Annotated in this window: 13 protein-coding genes and 1 tRNA gene; 13 read left to right on the forward strand and 1 reads right to left on the reverse strand. The window is 55.7% G+C overall.

Going from position 1 to position 20,410, the window contains the following annotated elements; all coding sequences use genetic code 11:
* The 6 genes from Q0V70_RS09415 to Q0V70_RS09440 all read left to right on the forward strand — a co-directional run.
* Positions 1 to 2,634, forward strand: a 2,634-nt coding sequence (locus Q0V70_RS09415; protein ID WP_297591152.1) for an MMPL family transporter, incomplete at its 5' end; no start/stop codon positions are given.
* Between the two features lie 133 nt (positions 2,635 to 2,767).
* Entirely contained in the window at positions 2,768 to 3,982 is a 1,215-nt protein-coding gene (locus Q0V70_RS09420) for a hypothetical protein (protein ID WP_297591154.1), read from the forward strand.
* Between the two features lie 229 nt (positions 3,983 to 4,211).
* Positions 4,212 to 5,744 (forward strand): Re/Si-specific NAD(P)(+) transhydrogenase subunit alpha, encoded by a 1,533-nt coding sequence (locus Q0V70_RS09425; RefSeq protein ID WP_297591157.1) that lies wholly within the window; start codon positions 4,212 to 4,214, stop codon positions 5,742 to 5,744.
* Between the two features lie 3 nt (positions 5,745 to 5,747).
* The gene (locus Q0V70_RS09430) at positions 5,748 to 7,277 is read left to right on the forward strand and encodes an NAD(P)(+) transhydrogenase (Re/Si-specific) subunit beta (RefSeq protein WP_297591158.1); all 1,530 of its coding nucleotides are present in this window, start codon (positions 5,748 to 5,750) and stop codon (positions 7,275 to 7,277) included.
* Between the two features lie 165 nt (positions 7,278 to 7,442).
* Complete coding sequence (locus Q0V70_RS09435; RefSeq protein ID WP_297591160.1) at positions 7,443 to 8,231, forward strand: hypothetical protein; 789 nt, start codon at positions 7,443 to 7,445, stop codon at positions 8,229 to 8,231.
* 312 nt (positions 8,232 to 8,543) lie between these two features.
* Positions 8,544 to 9,275 (forward strand): metallophosphoesterase, encoded by a 732-nt coding sequence (locus tag Q0V70_RS09440; protein ID WP_297591163.1) that lies wholly within the window; start codon positions 8,544 to 8,546, stop codon positions 9,273 to 9,275.
* Positions 9,276 to 9,431: 156 nt separating this feature from the next.
* Here Q0V70_RS09440 and Q0V70_RS09445 read toward each other — a convergent pair whose 3' ends face one another.
* Entirely contained in the window at positions 9,432 to 10,052 is a 621-nt protein-coding gene (locus tag Q0V70_RS09445) for a superoxide dismutase (protein WP_297591166.1), read from the reverse strand.
* A 180-nt stretch (positions 10,053 to 10,232) separates the two neighbouring features.
* On the opposite strand from Q0V70_RS09445, the gene Q0V70_RS09450 reads away from it, so the two are divergent.
* From Q0V70_RS09450 to Q0V70_RS09480, 7 genes are all read left to right on the forward strand, one after another.
* Positions 10,233 to 10,317: transfer RNA gene (locus Q0V70_RS09450), tRNA-Ser, on the forward strand.
* A gap of 176 nt (positions 10,318 to 10,493) precedes the next feature.
* A complete protein-coding gene (locus Q0V70_RS09455) occupies positions 10,494 to 11,687 on the forward strand; it encodes a site-specific integrase (RefSeq protein ID WP_004013784.1) in 1,194 nt (397 codons plus the stop codon).
* A 900-nt stretch (positions 11,688 to 12,587) separates the two neighbouring features.
* Positions 12,588 to 12,980 carry a hypothetical protein gene (locus tag Q0V70_RS09460; protein WP_297591177.1) on the forward strand — a complete coding sequence of 131 codons (393 nt, stop codon included), beginning with the start codon at positions 12,588 to 12,590 and terminating at the stop codon, positions 12,978 to 12,980.
* 228 nt (positions 12,981 to 13,208) lie between these two features.
* On the forward strand, positions 13,209 to 14,474 hold the full coding sequence (locus Q0V70_RS09465; protein WP_297591179.1) for an FtsK/SpoIIIE domain-containing protein: 1,266 nt from the start codon (positions 13,209 to 13,211) through the stop codon (positions 14,472 to 14,474).
* Positions 14,471 to 15,733 (forward strand): UvrD-helicase domain-containing protein, encoded by a 1,263-nt coding sequence (locus Q0V70_RS09470; RefSeq protein ID WP_297591182.1) that lies wholly within the window; start codon positions 14,471 to 14,473, stop codon positions 15,731 to 15,733. The genes Q0V70_RS09465 and Q0V70_RS09470 overlap by 4 nt, the downstream gene beginning before the upstream one ends.
* Positions 15,726 to 16,895: a replication initiator gene (locus tag Q0V70_RS09475; RefSeq protein ID WP_297591184.1), complete on the forward strand. Its 1,170-nt coding sequence runs from the start codon at positions 15,726 to 15,728 to the stop codon at positions 16,893 to 16,895. The genes Q0V70_RS09470 and Q0V70_RS09475 overlap by 8 nt, the downstream gene beginning before the upstream one ends.
* A 253-nt stretch (positions 16,896 to 17,148) precedes the next feature.
* Positions 17,149 to 20,106 (forward strand): putative Ig domain-containing protein, encoded by a 2,958-nt coding sequence (locus tag Q0V70_RS09480; protein ID WP_297591186.1) that lies wholly within the window; start codon positions 17,149 to 17,151, stop codon positions 20,104 to 20,106.
* The last annotated feature ends 304 nt before the right edge of the window (positions 20,107 to 20,410 follow it).

A 20,410-nucleotide genomic window follows, 5' to 3' on the forward strand; every position in this document is an offset into this window, starting at 1 on the left:
CAGGAGTTGAAGGCGCAAGCCGAGGCGGCCGGGGCGAAAGCGCAGCAGCTCGCCGCCAGCGGAGATATGGCAGGAGTTGGGGCGGCGATAGCCCAAGCTGAACAATTCGGGGCTGCAGCCCAGCAGGCCGGAGCCCAAGCCCAAGAACAGGGCGCCGCCGCCCAACAACTCGGGGCCGAAGCCCAGGCGGCGGGCACCGAGGCTCAAACCGAGGCCGCTCGTGCCCAAGAAATCGGCGCCCAAGCGCAGGCGGCGGGGAATCAGGCTCTTGCCAGTGGAAACCAAGCCCAGAGCCTGGCCGCGCAAGCTCGCCGACTGGGTGACCAAGCCAAAGCGAAGGGCGACAGGGCTCAGGAACTGGGCGATCAAGCGAAAGACAAGGGCGACATCGCCAAAGACTTGGCGAACCGTGCCCAAGCGCTCGGCGACGCAGCCCAAGCGCTGGGCGACCAAGCCAAAGCGCTGTCCGAACCCGACTGGCCCGTCTCAAAAGCTCTGCACACCGAGCTGAAACAGTTTGAGACGAAACTGAAAGGGATGCCACACGTAGACAAGGTGTCCTATCCCTTCGTGGAATACAACGCCATGCTCGATCCCCAAGCGCGGGAACTGGTGGCGAAGGACGGCCAGGGGTTTGTCATGGTGGCCACTATGGATTTGCGGGTCAACGGGAAAGCTCAAAAGACCCCGCCGGAACAGTTCGAGCCGGACGTGAGGAACGTTGAGAAAGCCCTGGGCGAGCTGGAATCCACGCTGAAATCGGCTCTGCCAAAAGATGCGGTGCAGTCCGATTTCCGGGTGCGGGTCACGGACGCGGACCTGGTAAACCAGGCCGGAATCCAAACCCTTAAGAACGACCTGGTGCGCTCCGAATCGATTGGGATTCCGCTGTCTTTCCTGATTATGGCGGTCGTGTTCGGAGGATTTTTGGCCGCTTTGCTGCCGCTGTCGGGAGCGATGGTGGCGATTTCCACCGCCCTGGCCATCATGCTGGGGATGACTTATCTGTTTGAGCAGCAGTCTTTCGCCGTCAACGTGATTTCAGTGCTGGGGCTGGGGCTATCCATCGACTACGGCTTGTTGATAGTGTCGCGCTACCACGAGGAACTTGTGCGTTTGCGTGACCTGCCCGAAGACGAATGGAAACCGGACTTCTCCGGGGTGAAAAAACCCAAGACCCGCGAGCGGCTGGAAGCCCTGAATCCGCGCTACCTGCGGGCTTTGGAAATTACCCTGTCTACCGCGGGGCGAACGACTTTCTTTAGTGCCCTGACTGTGGCGATTGCGTCCTCCGGCATGATTTTCTTCCGGCCGGAGCTGTTGAAGTCCCTGGGTATTGCGGGGTCCTCCACCGTGCTGCTGGCGATGATTGCGGCGCTGACTTTGGTGTCCGCGCTCATGTTTATGGCTTCCGCCCGCCTGGAAAAGCCCTCCATCCTGACCAAGATTCCGTTCCTGCGCCGCTTCATGGGCGACGTAGAGCCGGCACATGTGAAGCACCGGGTAACGCAAAGCAAAGATCCGGATGGCGCACCGGAAGTTGACCCCGAAACGGAAAACACGTTCTTTTATCGGATTTCCATCGCGGTAACCCGCAAACCCTGGCTGTCTTTCATCGTTTCGGCAACGGTTTTGGTGGCGGCGTGTCTGCCATTGGCGACTTTGAATCTGCGCAACTCGCTGTTCGACATGCTGCCAGTCCACAACGAACAAAGGCTTTTGTACGAAGATTTATCCGTCCAGGTGCCGCGTACCGGACTGCCCCCGGTGCGTATCGTCGCCGAGGACACCACGCCCGAGGAACTTGATGCCTGGACTGAAGCAAACCTCAGCGATATCAAAGGAATCGCCCAAGTTTTTGCCGCTTCCCAACTGGGCGACACGAAGGACTCCGTGGCCATCGTGGATCTGGAAACGAAAGACATCGGTTCCCCGCAAGCCGAGAGGATCGTGAAGGAAATCCGGGATAAACCCCATGATTTCGAGCGCTATGTCATCGGCCAGGCGGCGAACCAAATCGACTTCATCTCGTCATTGGCCCAAGGCTTGCCCTGGGTGCTCAGCGTGCTGGTGATTATCACCATTATCCTGCTGTTCCTCATGACCGGCTCGATAGTGATACCGCTGCAAGCCCTGGTGATAAACACGTTGTCACTGATGGCGACCCTGGGGATCTCCACCCTGGTCTTTGTTGACGGTTTCGGGGTGGAGCTGTTGGGTGCCCAAAAACTGCCGGGGCTGGAATCTTACGTGGTCGTGATGCTGATGTGCTTCGGCTTCGGGCTGTCGATAGACTACGAGCTGTTCCTGTTATCTCGAATGAAAGAGGTGTGGGACGAGACCGGGTCGGCCCGTCTGTCGGTCATTCAAGGCTTGACGCGCTCGGCGCGGATTGTGACTTCCGCGGCAACCATTCTGGTCTTTGTGTTCCTCGCGTTCGTGACCGGGCACATGATTGTGTTGAAGCAGGTCGGATTTATTTTGGCGTTGGCGGTCGCCTTTGACGCCACTATTGTCCGCATGGTGCTGGTGCCCTCCGTGATGGCTCTGTTCGGCCGGGTGAACTGGTGGGCGCCGCGACCCCTGCGCCGCCTGCATAATCGCTTCTCGGAAAGTTTCACGCACCACGGGTGAGCTAGCCCGGTAATAATTCCAGGTAAATGTAGGGTAAAAACTTCCCTGCGATTTTGGTCATCAAGCGTATACTCGTGGGCCTCTAGGTGGTATGGTTTTTCTGTAAAATCGAGTGATTTTGAAAGGAAAAACCGTGAGTCTTCCTCCACCTCCCGAAAACGAATCTTTGCCGCCCGCGCCCGTAAATCCCACGGCCTACCCCGGCGCCCAGCCAGCGATGCCTCCCGCACAGCCGCAACATACAGCGCAGCACGTTGCGCAGCCTAGCCAGCCGGAACAGCCCGGTTTTGCCCCGGCTCAACCCGCTGCTCCAATGCAGCCAGTCGCACCTTCTGCGATGCCTCCGGTTTCGTATCAGCCGATGCCTCCCGCTCCGGTCCAGCCGATGCCTCCGGCTGCGGGTTCGGCGATGCCTCCGGTTCCAGGTCAGCCGATGGGTGTGCCCCAAGCTGCCGGGCAACCTGTCCCGCCTGTGACCGGTGCGCAGCCCATGGTTGGCTACACCAACCAAATTCCCGGTGGCGCTCCTGGCCAGGGGGGTATCTACATCGCGATGCCAAAGCAAGACGGCGAATTCATGAAAGCCTTGAAGGCGATTTTCCCCACATTTAAGCGGATTCACAAATCCCAAGGCGACCAGGTAGTGCTGGAGAACCTGCAGCTGAAAGCCTGGTGGTGGGTGATGTTCCTGCTGTTCAGCATCATTTCCGGCTTGGCATATTCCGTTGGGGTAGCGCGTTCAGCGGACTTGATGGTGGGCGGTTTTATCAACGGCTTGAGCAATTCCATCGGAGCCGGAAGCATTTCACCCTACTCCATCCTCAGCTTCGGATACTGGTTCCTGGTCTTTTTCGTGGCCATCATCGTGTCTTTTGTGGCAGTCATTCTCCGGGCGGTTTTTGTCAAAGCAACCGTGGCAACGTTTAAAGGGGACATGACTTTCCTGCAGTGCTGCAACGTGGTGGCTACCGGTCTGGTGCTTCCCACCATTGCGCTGGCAGCTATTTTCGTAATCGAGCTGCTGCCCATCCCGTTCTTGACTATGCTGCTGGTGGTCTTATTGACGATAGCGTTCCTCGGTGGCTTGTTCATGATGGAGCTGCTGATTAGCGCCGCTATTCGCAACATTACGCGGACTGAAAAAACTACCGCCTTGTGGCACTCTATGTTCTTGGTGTTGTGCCTGGCCTGCTTCACCTTCGTTTACCTGATTCTAGGATTCACCACCACCACCATCGCGATTGGTAGTAGCGCGGTTTCAGCCGGCACAGGCATGGTCCAGGAGGGGTTGGACAATATGGGAGGGCCGAATTTGGGAGATGCCCTCGAAGAAATGCTGGGACAATAACCCTCTCGGCGAGTCTGAGAAAAGTTCCCTGGGGAAGCGGCGAGAGTCTCGTGGCAACCCCGGGGAACTTTCTTTTGCTTTAGGCCGGCCGCCGCGAACTTGACCGCAGTCTGAATCCGCCACCCGATAAAAACAACCCTGCGAGTTACTGATAGGATAAACCCGTCACGGGGACCATCCCGCCCCGGCCCGTTCGAGGCCGGAAACTGTTGACATTCAGGAGTTATACGTGCGTATAGGAATACCGAGAGAGCCCGCTGAGGGGCAAAAACTGGTATCCGCCACACCTGACACCGTTGGCAAACTGATTAAGTTGGGTTATGAGGTCATTGTCGAAGCCGGAGCTGGCGCCGACGCGTCGTACCCAGACCAGCTTTATCGCGATGCCGGTGCCGAAGTGGTGGGACCGCAGGAAGTTTGGCAGGCAGACATTGTCACGACTTTGGACACCCCGCCGCAAGACAAAATCGACCAGCTGCGTGAAGGCACCGTGTTGATTTCGCGCCTCGGGGTGCGTATCCACCCCGAAATCGCCGAAGTGTTCGCCAAGCGAAACGTGACCGCGATTTCGATGGACGCCGTGCCGCGCATTACCCGCGCTCAGGCGATGGACGTGCTGTCCTCGATGGCAAACATCGCTGGTTACCGCGCGGTTATCGAGGCCGCTAACGCTTTCGGGCGCTTGTTTACCGGCCAGGTCACGGCCGCCGGCAAGATGCCTCCGGCTAAGGTTTACGTTATCGGCGCTGGTGTCGCCGGTTTGGCGGCTATCGGCACCGCGAACTCGATGGGTGCCATCGTCCAGGCCACCGATGTGCGCGCCGCCGCGGCTGAACAGGTGGAATCCATGGGAGCTGAGTTCGTGGAGATTCCCGCTCCCGCTCAGGAATCCTCGGACGGCTACGCCAAGGAAATGAACGAGGATCAGGCCAAAGCGGCCCTGAAACTCTATACGGAACAGGCCGCCGCTTCTGACATCGTCATTACCACCGCCCAGATTCCGGGTCGTCCCGCCCCGCTGTTGCTCACTGCAGAAGCGGTGGGGGGCATGAAACCCGGTTCTGTCATCGTGGACATGGCGGGCGGCAACTGCGAACTGACCAAGGCTGGGGAAGTGGTGGTAACTGACAACGGCGTGACCATAATCGGCTTCACCGATCTGGCGAACCGTCTGCCCGGCCAGGCCTCCCAGCTCTACGGGCAAAACATTGTGAACCTCATGAAACTTATGACCCCGGAAAAAGACGGCACCATCGTCTTTGACCTGGAGGACGAAGTCGTGCGGTCCATCACTATTGCCCACGAAAAGGACGTACTGTGGCCCCCGCCGCCCATTTCGGTCTCGGCGGCCCCGGCCAAGCCCGCCCCCGCAGCGTCAGCGCACGCAGCTGCTGAACCGGAAAAGCCGAAGTCCCACGCCATGCGGAACTTCTGGATTTTCGTGGCCGCCGTGCTGGGCATCGCCCTGGTCGCGGTGACACCGTTCTCGATGCTGCCCTACTACATCATTTTGGCGCTGGCGATTGTGGCCGGGTTCTACGTAATCACCAACGTGACCCACTCGCTGCACACCCCGTTGATGAGTGAAACAAACGCGATTTCGGGCATCATCCTGGTCGGCGCGATTCTGTCGCTGGCTCAATCGACCTCGTGGATTGTGACGGGCCTAGCAGGTCTGGCCATCCTGATTGCTTCTATCAACATTTTCGGCGGTTTCTTTGTGACCCATCGAATGCTCAAGATGTTCCAGAAGGAGGACTAAGCCATGTTGCACACACTTGTGAACCTTGCCGCTAACGCGACTGACCACGCCGACATGACCACCCTCGCTTACTGGAGCGATCACGTCGAATACTTCGCCTACCTCATCGCCGCCCTGCTGTTCATCATGGCCTTGGCCGGTCTGTCTAACCAGACCACCGCCCTGCGCGGCAACAAGTTCGGTATCGCCGGCATGAGCATCGCGCTGGTGTCGATTATCTTTGTCGCCTTGACGGCCAACCCGCCGGCAAACGCCGTGACCCACGTCGGTCAAACCGCTTCTATCCTGGTGGGATGTATGCTGCTGGGCGCGATTATCGGCCTGTGGAAGGCCAAGAACGTTAAGATGACGGGAATGCCCGAACTCATCGCCTTGCTGCACTCGTTTGTGGGTCTAGCGGCGGTGCTGGTCGGGTTCAACACCTTCATGGAACTTTCGGCCACCGACAACGCGGAAACCGTGCGCGACATGGGCTTCCACCTGGGCGAAGTCGGGATTGGCATCTTTATCGGCGCGGTGACCTTCACCGGTTCCATCATCGCCTACCTGAAGTTGTCGGCCAAGATTAAAGGCAAGCCGTTGATGCTGCCGGCGCGTAACTTCCTGAACATCCTGATGATTCTGGCGGTTATCGCCATGATTGTGTGGATGATTGTGGCCAAGCGCACGGATCCGGCCGGCGCCGATGCCGCCCTGCTCCAGCAGCAGTGGATTGCTTTGGGCGTTTTGACCGCGATTTCCCTGGTGCTCGGTTTGCACCTGGTGGCCGCTATCGGCGGCGGGGATATGCCGGTGGTCGTGTCCATGCTGAACTCGTATTCCGGCTGGGCGGCCGCGGCGGCTGGCTTTATGCTCTCCAACCCGCTGTTGATTATCGTTGGTGCCCTGGTTGGTTCTTCCGGTGCGTTCCTGTCCTACATCATGTGTAAAGGCATGGGCCGCTCGTTTATCTCTGTTATCCTCGGCGGTTTTGGCGAGGGTGCGGGCCCGAAGCAGGAAGCCAAGGATTACGGTGAACACACCGAAATCAAGGCTCCCGAAGCCGCGGAGATTTTGAAGGGCGCCAAGTCCGTCATCATCACTCCCGGCTACGGTATGGCTACCGCGGGCGCGCAGTTTGCGGTCGCGGACTTGACCAAGAAGCTGCGTGAGGCGGGCGTGGAGGTTCGTTTCGGGATTCACCCGGTGGCGGGCCGTCTGCCTGGGCACATGAACGTGCTGTTGGCCGAGGCTAAGGTGCCTTACGACATCGTGCTCGAGATGGACGAGATTAATGACGACTTCCCGGACACGGACGTGGTCCTGGTCATCGGTGCGAACGACACCGTGAACCCTGACGCCTACGAGCCGGGCTCCCCGATTGCGGGAATGCCGGTGCTCCATGTCTGGGAGGCGGGGCGCGTGATTATCTTCAAGCGTTCGATGGCGACCGGCTATGCCGGGGTGCAAAACCCGTTGTTCTTTAACGAGAACTCGGACATGCTCTTCGGTGACGCCAAGGCCTCCGTGGAGGAAATCATCAAGAACCTGTGAGGTTTTGCCCAGCGGTTTCCCCTGCCTTCCGGCGGGGGAAACCGTTTTTTATCCCCGCCGAGCCGGGCCTGGTGGCGTGGAACTTGCACTGAACTGAAAACCAGTAAAAAAGAGCAAAACGGCGCGTAGCATGGTTGTGTATGTCGACTCGGTGAAAGCGGTAAAATGGCTGGTGAGAGCGCAAACAGCAGGAAGACGCTGCTGATACTGATTAACCTACTTCTAGTAATTATCTTGGTGCTGGGTGCGATTTTTGCGTTCTCTCTCAGTGCCAAAGATGTCTCCACGGCTAAGTTGGGGAGCAAACCGTATCAGGGTAATGTGCACCATGAGGTTACTGGTCCTAAGTTGCCAAAAGATTTTATGAAAGACTTTGATTTATCGGATATTCGTCTTCCGTACGATAACAATTTAGCGCCCGTTGATTCTCCGAGTCCGTTGAGACCCAATCCCGCTTGCCATTGGATTGTAAATTGGGACAAACCAACTGTGTTGCAACCCATGCCAATGTCACCCAACGAGTGTTGGAAAACAATCGAAAATGGCACCAGTACTGAGAAATGGTCTGCGTACGGGGCGAGCACTCCTTTCATTACGGCTGAGATTAGTGCTCCCACTTACGAAGATTTCAACGGTGACGGATTCCTGGACGTAGCATTTCAGGGGATGTCGCAGATGAAACCCAGCGGGGAAGGAGTGACCTACTTGCTAATCGCAAATGTGGCGCAACCCGACCAACCCTTTGCCGTATCTGTGGGACGTTCAATGCAGGCAACCGAGACATATCAGACCTTTTATAAAGGAGGGCTGTTTTCTCTTGCGACTGTAAACACCGATAGTCCCGAACCTGAAAACCCACTCGTGAAGAACTATAAGTTTGTGACCAGGCCCGATTCTCTAACGGTTGAGCCAACTCAAACCCGCGGCAAGGAAGTGCTGGTGCATTTTCAGTAGTTTTTCTCACCAGTTCATAGTTTATGTACCCGTAAGCCAGAACCATGCCTCCCAGCGAATGATAGGAATATGCCATGTGTAACCTTCCTGGATGAAGAAAATGACCGATCGCATTGATAACAGGCGAGTGCAAATGCAAGTGCGGATTAACGAACTCATGAAACGGTAGCATAAGCTGTTCCAAGCTCTTTGGCATACTTGTTCAGCACTTTTCCAACCTGCCTTTTGCGCCCATGCCCTCACGCAAAGGCCACCACCACGCCCTTGTGAAAAATTCGATTGCCGAATCAAGCAACCATACGGAAGTGACAAATGATATATGCACTCAGTGATATACACGGTTGTCTCGATGCTTTGGAAGACGCCTTGGCACGTATCGGGGATTTAGATGACATTCTGACCCCAGATTCCGATAATATGCTCATCTTCCTGGGCGATTACGTCGACGGCGGACCTGAGAGCGCATCTGTCTTATGCCGTATCCACGAGCTGCAACAACGCTACCGTGACAATGCCATCGTCCTCAAGGGAAACCATGACGACTGGCTGCTGGATTTCCTCACCACCGATGAGCCGCTAATTATCGCCAACTTCACCGAGGAAACCTTGTGCAGTTTCCTCCCCGATACCGTTATCGACAACTTTTCTGGAATCGGTTCTTTCGAGGTACTCTCAGCCATTCGGACCTATATTATGGAGCACTATCCCTGGCTGGTGGGTTGGCTGCATTCGCTGCCGCTCTATTTTAAGACGGAAACTCAGGTGTTCGTCCACGCCGGCATCGATGAGGACGCTGCGGAATGGTGGGAACTGGGCACCAGCGAAGACGTGATGCTCAATAAGTACCCGCCCACGACCGGACCATTCCTCATCGATGTTATTGCGGGTCATGTCGGCTCGGGGCAAGTTGCAGACGATCCGACTTTCCACGATGTTTTCTATGACGGATACTCGCACTACTTCATTGATGGCTCGGTGATGCAATCTCAGCGGATTCCGGTTCTCACCTACGACACTGAGACAGGACAGTACGGTTCAATCTAAGAGAACGGCTCCTGGGCAGTCCGAGCTGTTGATTCAGCGTCCGCCCCTGACGGTGATATCTACGATTCGGCGGATTGTCAGCCCTGTTCAAAACAACGGTGGCGACGCAAAATACGCCGCCACCGCGCGAAATATAGAGTCCTGAGGTTTATAGCACTAGAGCACGCCGTGATGTTTGGAGGCGGCCTCGAAGCGGCCTTCGACCTCCGTCCAGTTCACCACGTTCCACCAGGCCTTGACATAGTCAGCCTTGACGTTCAAGTAGTCCAAATAGAACGCGTGCTCCCACATATCCAGCATGAGCAGCGGAATTTGGGCAATCGGAATGTTCGACTGCTGGTCGAACAACTGGAAAATGACCGGGCGACCCGCCACGCTGTCCCAAGCCAATACCGCCCAGCCGGAGCCTTGCAGTCCGGTCGCAGCCGCGGTGAAGTGCTTTTGGAAGGCTTCAAAAGAACCGAAGTATTCATCAATCGCCGCAGCGAGTTCGCCGCTGGGACGATCCGGAGTGGTAGCAGCCGGACCCATCATCTTCCAAAAAGCGGAGTGGTTCGCGTGTCCGCCCAGGTTGAAAGCGAGGTCCTTTTCGAGCTGGTTAATCGTGGCAAAGTTGCCGGTCGCGCGGGCTTCTTCAAGCTTTTCCAAAGCCGTGTTCGCGCCGTTTACATAGTTGGCATGGTGCTTGTCGTGGTGCAGCTGCATGATTTTGCCGGAGATGTGCGGCTCCAGAGCAGCGTAATCGTAGGGGAGTTCGGGGAGGGTGTAAACCGCCATGTTTTGTTCCTAACTGTTGCAGTCAGATCCGGATTGACCCGACGGCTCGATTCTATCCGAGCATACGCGGGCTGTCTGCGGAGTATCGCCTATAGCAAAATCCCGACCGCTAAATTTTTCGCCCGGCCGGGAAATATGTAGAATAGTAGGCGCTGCTTTTTGCAGATTAACCAAATACCTGGAGGATTCGCCTAGTGGCCTATGGCGCACGCTTGGAAAGCGTGTTGGGTGCAAGCCCTCGGGGGTTCGAATCCCCCATCCTCCGCTAGCTGAATCTGAAACCCTTGGGAAGCCAAGGGTTTCAGTGTTTTTAGCCCGGTATTTCAGCGATTGTGTGATTTTCATATTTTCCACACAGTATGATGATTTCCATGGAATTCCATTCCGTTAGCCCTCATATAGCCCTCGGGTTGGGGTGATTTAAGATTTCTGGGAGGTCTGATGTCTGAAGAAGCTGCTGTTGAAGATGAGCAACCAAAGAAGAAGCGAAAGTCTCGTAAAGGCTTCGGTTCTATAGAGAAGCTCAAGTCCGGGCGATACCGGGCATATTGGCGTAAAGGCAGCATTAAGGTTTTGGCAGATGAGACCTTTCCCAATCGGCAGTTGGCCAGTGATTGGCTGGCGGCTCAACAGGTGGCTATTGCTAAGGGATTGATTGACCCTGAGTTAGCTGAGGAAGAACTGAGCCCGGTCAAAGCTGACGTTCCCACATTCAAGGAATGGAAGGAAACCTATCTAGCTAGGAGAGAGAAGGAGGGCGGTATGAAGCCAAAGACGATTCAATCGTATAAATCCTGTTTCAAAGCCCACCTTGAGGACACCTTCGGAGATATGCTCATCAATCTCATAACTAACCAGCAGGTGAAGGATTGGTATAATAGCTTTGACGGGAAGAAGCTGGGTGCGAGGAAATCTACCTACCGCGTATTTTCTGCCCTGATGAATGCTGCGGTTGATGAAGGGCTGATTGACGCTTCTCCCGTTCATGTCAAGGGTGCTGTGTCAAAGAAGCCCACGACCGACAATCACCGCAACATTGTGGCGACCTGCGACCAGGTTAGTCGTCTTGCTGAGGCTATGCCGGACGAATATAGGATTGCTGTACTGTTAGCGTTCTGGTGTTCCCTCCGTTTCGGAGAGATAACTGAACTACGCCGAAAAGACGTTCGGTTCAAGGGAGAAAAAGCGGTCATTAGCGTTACCCGTGCTGTGCAATATGCCGCTGGCTTCGGTTACACGGTTGGTCCGCCGAAGAGTGAAGCCGGTATCCGGGACATTGCGGTTCCGCCAACAATTGTCGCTGATTTAAAGGGGCACATAGCCAAGTACGTTGCCCCGGATAAAGAATCATTGTTGGTTCACTCTCCCGCTTCGCTAGTCAAGTGGTACTCTAACAAATCTATGAATGGCCATTTCGCTAAGGCCAAGAGAGCAGTTCCTGACTTAGACCAGAGATTTACCTTCCACGGACTTCGCCACTCCGGGCTTACCTTGGCTGGCCAATCCGGGGCAACCTTGGCAGAGCTTATGCATCGGGCTGGTCATGCCAATGCAGAGACTGTCATGATATACCAGCACGCTACCCAAGACCGCGACGCCGCCATTGCCGAAAAAATGAGTGCAATTTCAAACTAATTGCGTACAGTCCGGTTGGTTTCGAAGCCTCTCTTTTTAAGCTCCTTTATTTATCCACAATGTGCATTTATCATTTATTACACGAAAGGGCAACAGGTAAATGTTCCATGTGAGAGGAATGCATGGAGTTGACGAACAAAGAAAGGAGGCGTGTTGTGTCTTACTCTGATATGCATCCGGACATTTGCGTGTTCACGGTTAATAAACTGCGAGGCGTTTGTTTATCCATATCCCCGCATATTTAAGGTTCCCAGTCACCCGACCATTCTAGAAAGTGCGGGTTGGCGTCTGGTCTTGGGTTTTGGTGGGGCGGTATTGGTCTTGGGATTTTCTTTTAGACCTCGATTTCCGCCTGGCAAGGTACCCGGTTTTTTGGCTGGTAGCGGCGGAAATTGAGGTCTGTTTCTTCTTTCCCTGGGATAACTGCACCCTTTTTACCTGCGGCTTGCTGTGGCTGGGGTTGGTATTTCCCGGGCTGGCGGGTTGTTCGGAAATGGAAAATGGCATTGTTTTGCTCTTTCTGTTAGCGGAGCACGCGATGTACTGCCTCGGTTGTGGGAATGCTGCGGGTTTCCGCTGGCGGGGTGTGGTTGCGGCGGCTGGGGGCTGTTTGGCCTGGGGTGCGGTTCTTCGCGTAAAGAAACGGCAGCGAGTGCGGGAAAGCTTTTGGGTGTGGCGGTCTGCCGTGCCCGTAGGGCTAAGGCAGACCGCCTGTGGGGTAAGGCTTTGACATTCTCGATTAATGTTTCTTTCACAATGAGAGGCCGCATTATATCGGGCATCTTGCATCCCAGCACCCCGTCTAACTAACTCTTTCCTTTCCAGGGGCAAATCGAACGATATTTACCACTAATGGAGCAGTCAAGAGGGCTGTTCCCCTAAACAGTAAGGAAAAGAACAATGGCTACGATTCCATTCGAACCAAACACGCCGCTCATTGTAATGAGCGGCCCACGCCCTGCCTATGTGTATGAGGCAGGGGTACGCACGGAGAAAAGGCTGCTGGATGCCTTGGGGCGCCCGCAGGCTAGGTTCTCTGGTCTCTCCATGATTGGCGAGGAGCCAACGGAAGTCACGGTGGAGCTTCCCGAAGATGTCTCTGAACCGGCTGCTGTCGGCGGCACGGTCATCCTTACCGGTTCCAAGCCTTTGAAGGCTGAGCTGTCAGGCGGGGATTACGGTTCCGTCCGCGTGAAAATCGTTGGCTGCGACCGGCTTGTCCCGGGCCCGTCTGCCGTGAAGGTATTCGAGCAGATAAAGGCAACTGCCCAATCGACACCTTCGCAGAAATAGTAGGCGTCCGCCTCACCAGTGGGGGCGGCTGTAGCTAACTGTTCCGGTCGCCCCCACCACCTCAAGTAATAACGGGGAGGCATCCCCTCAACATGCACAAGAAATTCAATGAAACGAAAGGATTGAACAGAAATGTTTAAATCTTCTTATCTAAATCACATAACATCCCGGGTTCTGTCTAAGATTTGGGTCACCTGTCTGTGGCTGATATCCACTTTACTTGCTTGGGTGTTTATAGAGCCCGCGTTCAGTTGGGCTGGCATCAAAGTTGTAGGTATTGGGACAGGGGTCTTGTTCCTGGCAGGTCTGGTTATTCCTCAGTTATGGTATGCGGTGCCGGTTCTAGGCGACATCTGGCGTGCCTATCAGAAACGTGCTGTACGCCGGGGCAGGGAGGCTCTTGCCGCGTGCGAGCTGGTGTCTAAGAGCGACGCGGAGTATTGCAAAGCGAGGCTTGCCGGCGACTTGTGGGAGTTCATTTGCCCTTGGGCTGCTGGGGGCGATGACGCAATGGTGCTGGTGTTGATACGCAAGCATCTTGCCCGGTTTGGTGCCAGGGATTTCGAGCTGCTGGAGCACGACGACAGGACAGGGCGTTGGGTCATCCGGTTTTTGAAGCAGCCTGATATGGAGGCACCTATCAGGCAGAAGTATATGCTCGCGGATTTCCCTAAGTTCAGCTTGGATGACTGTGGCATTGACTATGGTATTGACGATTTCGGGTACAAGCACCGGCTCAGTCTGCGTAACCAGCCGGGGATGCTGGCTGGTGGAATGCCAAGTTCCGGGAAAACCAGCGGTGCCCAGGTGATAGTCGGGTCGCTGCTTGCCTCTCCTAATGCGGAAGTGCACATTATCGACGGCAAAGGCGGGGCGGACTGGTCTTGGGCGAAACACTCAGCGAAAACATTCATCAGCAGCACCGGTAGTCTGAACCAGGTCATCAAGCTGCTCGAAGACCTGGTTCAGGAAATGGAACACCGGCAGGAAACCATGCTGGAACGCTACGGCGTGCCTGCTTTTTGGGACACGATACCCGACCCGACCTGCCCGGTGCTGTGCCTGGTGATTGACGAATGCCAAACGTTGTTCGACACGCGTGGAGCATCGAAAGAGGATAAAGACAAACGGGAGCGTATTACCGCACTCGTCGCGGATTTAGTGAAGCGGGGACGCTCCTCAGGGGTATTCCTCATGCTCATGACCCAGAAACCCACCGCCGACGCCATACCCACCAGTATTAGGGACAACATCGGTATCAGGGCTTGTTTCCGTGTGGCGACCCGCGAGGCGGAACAAGCAGTGCTCGGGTATCCGGCAGAAAACACCCTTTCCCTGGCATACACCATCCCCTCGGATAATCCCGGCCAGGCAGTAGTGCTGGAAGACGACGGACTCAGGCACAACGTGAAGTTCTACTACGTCCCGCAGTACGTCCTGACCCGTTTCGCTGAACAGGCGGAACAAGCAGCAGAGGAAGAAGTGGCACTGTGACCCAGGAACAAGAAGCAGTTTGCGAATCGAACGCTGACCGGGTGCGAGTTCTTGCTGGTGGCGGCACCGGCAAGACCCACACCATGGTCAACTTCGCCAGGCTGAATCCAGATAAATGCCTGATGATTGCTTACACCAACGCCAACGTGGGGGTGTTCCAAAAGCGGATTAGTAGCCCCCTCGTGGAAGTATGTACCGCTGATTCTCTTGCTTTAGGAATCCTGCGGGAGCATCCTGATTTCCAAATCCCCAGGATTGACCGTCCCCAAGCCGTGGACAGACTGGCGGGTGAATGCCTGGTCGGAGCTTTTATCCCCAACACTCCGGGGAACCGTAAAATCCTTATCTCAGCCATGGATTATATGCTCGCCAGGCTTTATTCTTTGGAAGGTTTTACTTCATCCTCTTCTAGCCTCCCAGCAGCAAATCTGGCGGAGCTAGTGGAAACGCTGTTCAGTAAGCTCGCGAAGAACCGCTTAGCCACTTTCAATATTTGGGAATACCTCGCCGTGTATCTCCTGGAAAGCGACCCAGTATTTCTTGCTCGGCAATCCAAGCGTTGGGCGACCATCATCGTAGACGAAGCCCAGGACATCACGCCTCTGCTTGCCCGCCTCATTAAGCTACTGTCCGGAAGCTCCCGGCTGGTCATAGTCGGTGACCCGTGCCAGGAAATCTTCTGCTACTCCGGGGCAGGAATCCCCTGGTTCACCGACCCGGGATGGGAAGAATTCCACCTCACCACCTGCTTCCGGTCCGCACCCGAAATCCTAGAAGTGGTGAATCGGACAAGGACTGATGGTCTTACTATAACCCCTGCCAACCCAGGTGTATCCGGCACAGTGGAACGATGGGAGTATCAACCAGGCAAGAGAGATTGGGACGACTTTTTCGCTTCTGAAATCTCCTCTACCTTGGAGGCCGGAACGGTCGCTGTGCTTGCTGATACTCACGCAGAACTCGATGTCGTAGCAGAAATCCTCGAAGACCACGAGATTCCATACCTGCACAACAATCCCAGCGAGTCAGACGCCACCCCGGCATCCCGTAGGCCGAAAGAGGGGACGGTGACGCTTTCCACAATCCATTCCGCCAAAGGCATGGAATGGGATGCGGTGCATGTGGCAGGTATGGGTTCCCTGGTTCACCCAACAGTTTTAGCTGGCCGCCAAGAACGCAACATGCAGCATGTCGCCGTTTCCCGCCCTCGAACACGTTTGTCCATGTATTTCCAGGAAGGAGCCACCCGAAATGTATAACAACGAGGCAACCAAGGCGGCGAAACTGTTCAAAGAATCCCGCCAGTTCTGCTCTTGCCCCCACATCTATAAGGGACAGTTCTACAACTGCAACAGCCGCTTCTGTGATATCTGCCCCCGTTGTGCCTTGCTGTATCGGAAAGATTGGCTGATAATCTGCAAGTCCGGCTGTGTGCCATGGGACGACATTCCCCAGGAAACCATTAAGAAGTACACGTTCTATTTCCTAACTCTTACTGCTCCTTCTTTCGGTGAAATCCACTTTGTTCCCAACACGGATAGCGGCTCTAAGGTGTGTGCCTGCGGCAAGACCCATACCGAAGAAGACCTGCATTTGAAAGGTGTTCCAGTAGACCCGAGCACCTATGATTACGAAGGACAGGTGGCATGGAATTATGCTGCCGCCCAGCTATGGAGAAATACCTACCGGGCATTGAGAAACAGCTTCGAGACTCTCGATTTTTTCCGGGTATGGGAATGGCAAAGTCGTGGTGCCCTCCACGTACATGTTATCCTGCGTATAGAAGCCAGCGAAGGCGTAATGCCCAGCAAAATAAAAGACATCGCCCACAACCAGCACACCGGGGAATTCGGCTGGGGCGACCAGATAGACTGCCAGCCTCTACCAGACGACAACGAACGCGAAGACCGCACCAAATACCTGATTAAAGCCGTGTCATACAGTGCGAAAACCTGGGGAAGGTTCATCAAATCCAGGAAAGGAGACAACAGCCTAATCAGCAAACATTACCGCCGTCTGGACAAAGCTGCGAGGAAAATGGAATGCCCCAAATGCGTGAAAGGCGAAATCTGCACTGCTGCCTGCCACGACAACTTTGGCTCTATCGTGCGGATAATCTCGAACTCGCGTAAAAGCAAGAACACCCCCGGATGGTCACTGAACGGCACAAACCGGAAATTGTTGAGACAACGCCGCCACGACTATTACGTCTCTAACTACGACTGGCAGGAAACTCAGATTGGTATGGGACGAGCCAAGAAAGCACGCCAGGCACTCGCCAACCTCAGCTCCAGCCCGCAAGACATCGCCGCCAGGTTCGCCAACATCACCGCCCGATACTACAAACCCGGAACAACCCGCCCCGGCACAAGGAATCACCGTTCCAAGCCCGCCCTGACAGGACTCCCCGCCCCGTTCTAACCGCACCGGGTCGCCCAACATGAAGCCGTATTCCATCCACGCCTCGGCGACCGGTGATAATAGTGGCGTCAACGCCACCCCAATTACGGCCACAGCAAGCGGTTTGCCCCAAGGCGTCACCTATACGGTGACCAGGGATTCCGGCTCGGACCAGCGTGGGGTTACTGTTGCATTCAGCGGCACCGCGAAAAAGCCGGGGGTTTACCCGGTCACTGTGAGCTTCGAGAGGGCTAATACAACCGGTAGGGGAACGGTGAGTAAGTTCAACATCCATGTCTCCGACACCACCGCCCCGGTCATCCAGCCCATTTCAGACAAAACCCTGAAGACGGACTCTAAAATCACCCCCGGCAAGAACCGGGTGAGCATTCCGTTCCAAATCACTGACAATTCCGGGGTGTATATTGTCAGTTCAGTAACCGGTCTGCCGAAAGGGCTCGCCTGGACTAAGAGCGGTATTTCGGGGAACATCGACCCGTCCGAAACCGGGAAAACCTTTGATGTGACGGTGAACGCCGAAGACACCATCATTCCGGGGCACCCGACGCATGAAATCAACAAGTCCTCTAAGTCTTTCCGGATTACTGTGGTGGACGGCACGGAGCCGGACATCGGCACCACCGATTTCGCGGGATTAACCGACCGGCTGGAGCCGCAGCCCGGGCAGGTCAGCCGGGAGGTCAGTTTCGAGCTGGTCACGGGCGACAATTCCGGGATTAATCCGGATGTGTCTTTCTCTCGCCCGCTGCCGGACGGTCTGAAATATGACAAGTTCACGAAGATGATTACGGGCAGGCTGGAGCCGCACACGTTCCTGCAAACCCCGTACCGCCTGACCGTCACCGCGAAAGACCAGGCGGGCAACGTCCGCAACAAGTTGATGACCGTAACGATTTCGGACGGCACCGAGCCGCAAATCACGTTTACTGACCAGACGGCAAACACGGGGGACAACTTCTCCTACACGTTCCCGAACGTTTCGGACAATTCCGGCAACAAGCCGAAAGTGACGCTGGAAGGGATTCCTCGCGGCCTGGGATGGAACGACGTGTCCTACACCCTGTCCGGGACTATCCTGCCGGAGCTGGCCAGGAACAACGGCGTCAACAAGATGACGGTGGTTTCCCGTGACCTGGCGGGCAACTCTACTAATCCGAAAGTGTTCACCTTGAAAGTCATCGACACGACCCCGCCCGAGATTCCCGAAATCATCAAAGACGAACACGGCAATCCTGTGGTTATCGACGGGCTGCATGTGCTGAATGACGACACCACCACCACGGAGGACGTGTATACCAGGCAGATTGTCGCCACAGACAATTCCGAGTCCGACCTAAAATATGACATCAGCGGGCTGCCTTTAGGGATAGGGTACGACGAGGACACCGGGCTGATTTCCGGCATGACGAAGAAGCCAGGAATTTACCCGATAGACGTGAAAGTGACCGACCCGTCGGGCAACACCTCTGTCGGTGCCAGGTACTACCTGACTGTTTTGGACAAGACCCTGCCGTCCATGGTCGGTGACCCGCAGTTAACAGGGGAAACCTCTGTTAAGAACGAGGTGGAACTGCAATTCAGCGACAACGACGGCTTCCCGCCGTCGTTAGAAATGGGGCAGATGCCGCAAAACAACGCGGCTCAAAACATCGCCACTGAGGTAGTTCAGGACCCCGCCACGGGGCTTACTACTCTGAAAGTGACGGTCATAGCCCGCACCCCGGGGGTACGGGAGTTCCCGGTCACAGTCACCGACCGTGCAGGCAACGCCTACACGGACAAGGTTGTGATAAACATTGTGGACACCACTCCGCCGACTATATCTGGCGGCCCCTTCAGATGCGAGACCGGCAAGCCTTGCAACAAGAAAATCAATGTTAATGACAACTCCGGCGGTAAAACCACGGTGAATGTGGATAATCCGGGGCAACTGCCGCCGGGGATAACTATTGATGCGGACGGCAACATCACCGGCTCCACCGACAAGCCCGGGGAATACCATGTTGACGTGACGGCTAAAGACGAGTCCGGCAACGAGGCGAAAGCCGTCGTGGTGATTGTCGTGACGGACTCCACCCCGCCGACCGTCACGATAGACGGCAAAGATACCCGGGACCACAACGCCGAATACACTTTAGAAGTTGGAACCCCGATAAACCCGATTAGGTTGGAAACCAGCGACAACTCCGGCGAGACCCCACGCCTGGAGTTCGGGCCGCTGCCCGACGGACTGCAATTCGCCCCCGACCGTAAAGGCGGAACCATTTCGGGCACCCCGACTAAGACCGGGGACTACACGACTCACGCCACCCTGTCAGACCCGTCCGGCAACATTACTAGGTTTACTATTCTGTTCCACATCATCGACACCACCGCCCCGAAAGCGACCGGCGGGGAAGGCTCCAAGACGGTAAACGGGCACATCCAGTGGACCGTGGAAGCCGGAACCGACATCGAGCTGAAAATCAACGTGAAAGACAACAATCCCGGTGTGAAGCCCCTGGTTTCTTTGGCTTCCGGGAAGCTGCCCGATAATACGGAGCTCAGCCAGGACGGTGTGTTGAAAGGCAAGCCGCGTGACATCGGAGTCTACAACTCCACTTGGCGTGTCGCCGATTCAGCAGGCAATAAGACCGACATACAGGTCAGGGTAAACGTTGTAGACACCACTCCGCCGATGATAGTCATGCCGAAGCCGCTCTCCCTGCCCGCCTGCGAAACAATGGTGAACCTCACCTACCCGATACAGATTCTGGACTCGGCACGCAACGGAGCCGTGGAAGTCACTAATACGACGGGAGCCCCAGACGGGCTGAAATACTCCCACGCCGACTTCATCAAAGACCGCCAATTCTTCGGAATCCTAGGCAAGAAAGCGAAACCGGGAACCGTCTACCATCCGGAGTTCACGGCACGCGACAAAGCCGGGAACCTCGCTACTGAGACCGGAACCATCAAAATAGTGGCCTGCACCCCGGAAGAAATCGAGAAGGCGTTGAGAAACGCCCCGCAGGTCCCAGACGGGCTGCGGGACGGGTATCCTGATGCCGACATCTCCGGGGGTAATAACGTCGGCGGCAACATCGGGCCGCGTGCCTCCGCCGGGACGCTTGCGAAAACCGGCGTCGCTATTACCTCCCTCGCACTGGTAGGTGCCATGGCCGGGCTCGGCATCGTGGCAGCACGCAGGTCGAGGAAACAGATGAGGTAACGTTACCCCCCGCCAGGTTGGGGGCGGGGGAGAACGTTCGACGGTTGTCGATAACTTCCTAATAAGTTTTGAGAGGTTATCGACAACGTGACGTGATATTCTTGTATGTGGGAGCACCTGCTCCGCTGTAACGAAACAGGTGCTCATAGACATGGCTCCTGTCTACTAGAAGCCAAAAATATATTCAATAATGTCTTGGTCACCTTCCTTAGCTGCTCGAATAGCTAAGGAAAGTGACCAAGACTTTTATCAAGTCATCTTGTCTCCGTCTTTTCTTCGACTTTGATATTTCTGCCTATCTCGA

Origin of the sequence: uncultured Mobiluncus sp. (assembly GCF_947087965.1) — a bacterium.
Lineage (GTDB): Bacteria > Actinomycetota > Actinomycetes > Actinomycetales > Actinomycetaceae > Mobiluncus.

Coding starts and splice junctions, on each gene's coding strand:
- Q0V70_RS09455 (WP_004013784.1), top strand. CDS start 10,494: ATGTCTGAAGAAGCTGCTGTTGAAGATGAGCAACCAAAGAAGAAGCGA.
- Q0V70_RS09435 (WP_297591160.1), top strand. CDS start 7,443: ATGGCTGGTGAGAGCGCAAACAGCAGGAAGACGCTGCTGATACTGATT.
- Q0V70_RS09475 (WP_297591184.1), top strand. CDS start 15,726: ATGTATAACAACGAGGCAACCAAGGCGGCGAAACTGTTCAAAGAATCC.
- Q0V70_RS09440 (WP_297591163.1), top strand. CDS start 8,544: ATGATATATGCACTCAGTGATATACACGGTTGTCTCGATGCTTTGGAA.
- Q0V70_RS09430 (WP_297591158.1), top strand. CDS start 5,748: ATGTTGCACACACTTGTGAACCTTGCCGCTAACGCGACTGACCACGCC.
- Q0V70_RS09445 (WP_297591166.1), bottom strand. CDS start 10,052: ATGGCGGTTTACACCCTCCCCGAACTCCCCTACGATTACGCTGCTCTG.
- Q0V70_RS09460 (WP_297591177.1), top strand. CDS start 12,588: ATGGCTACGATTCCATTCGAACCAAACACGCCGCTCATTGTAATGAGC.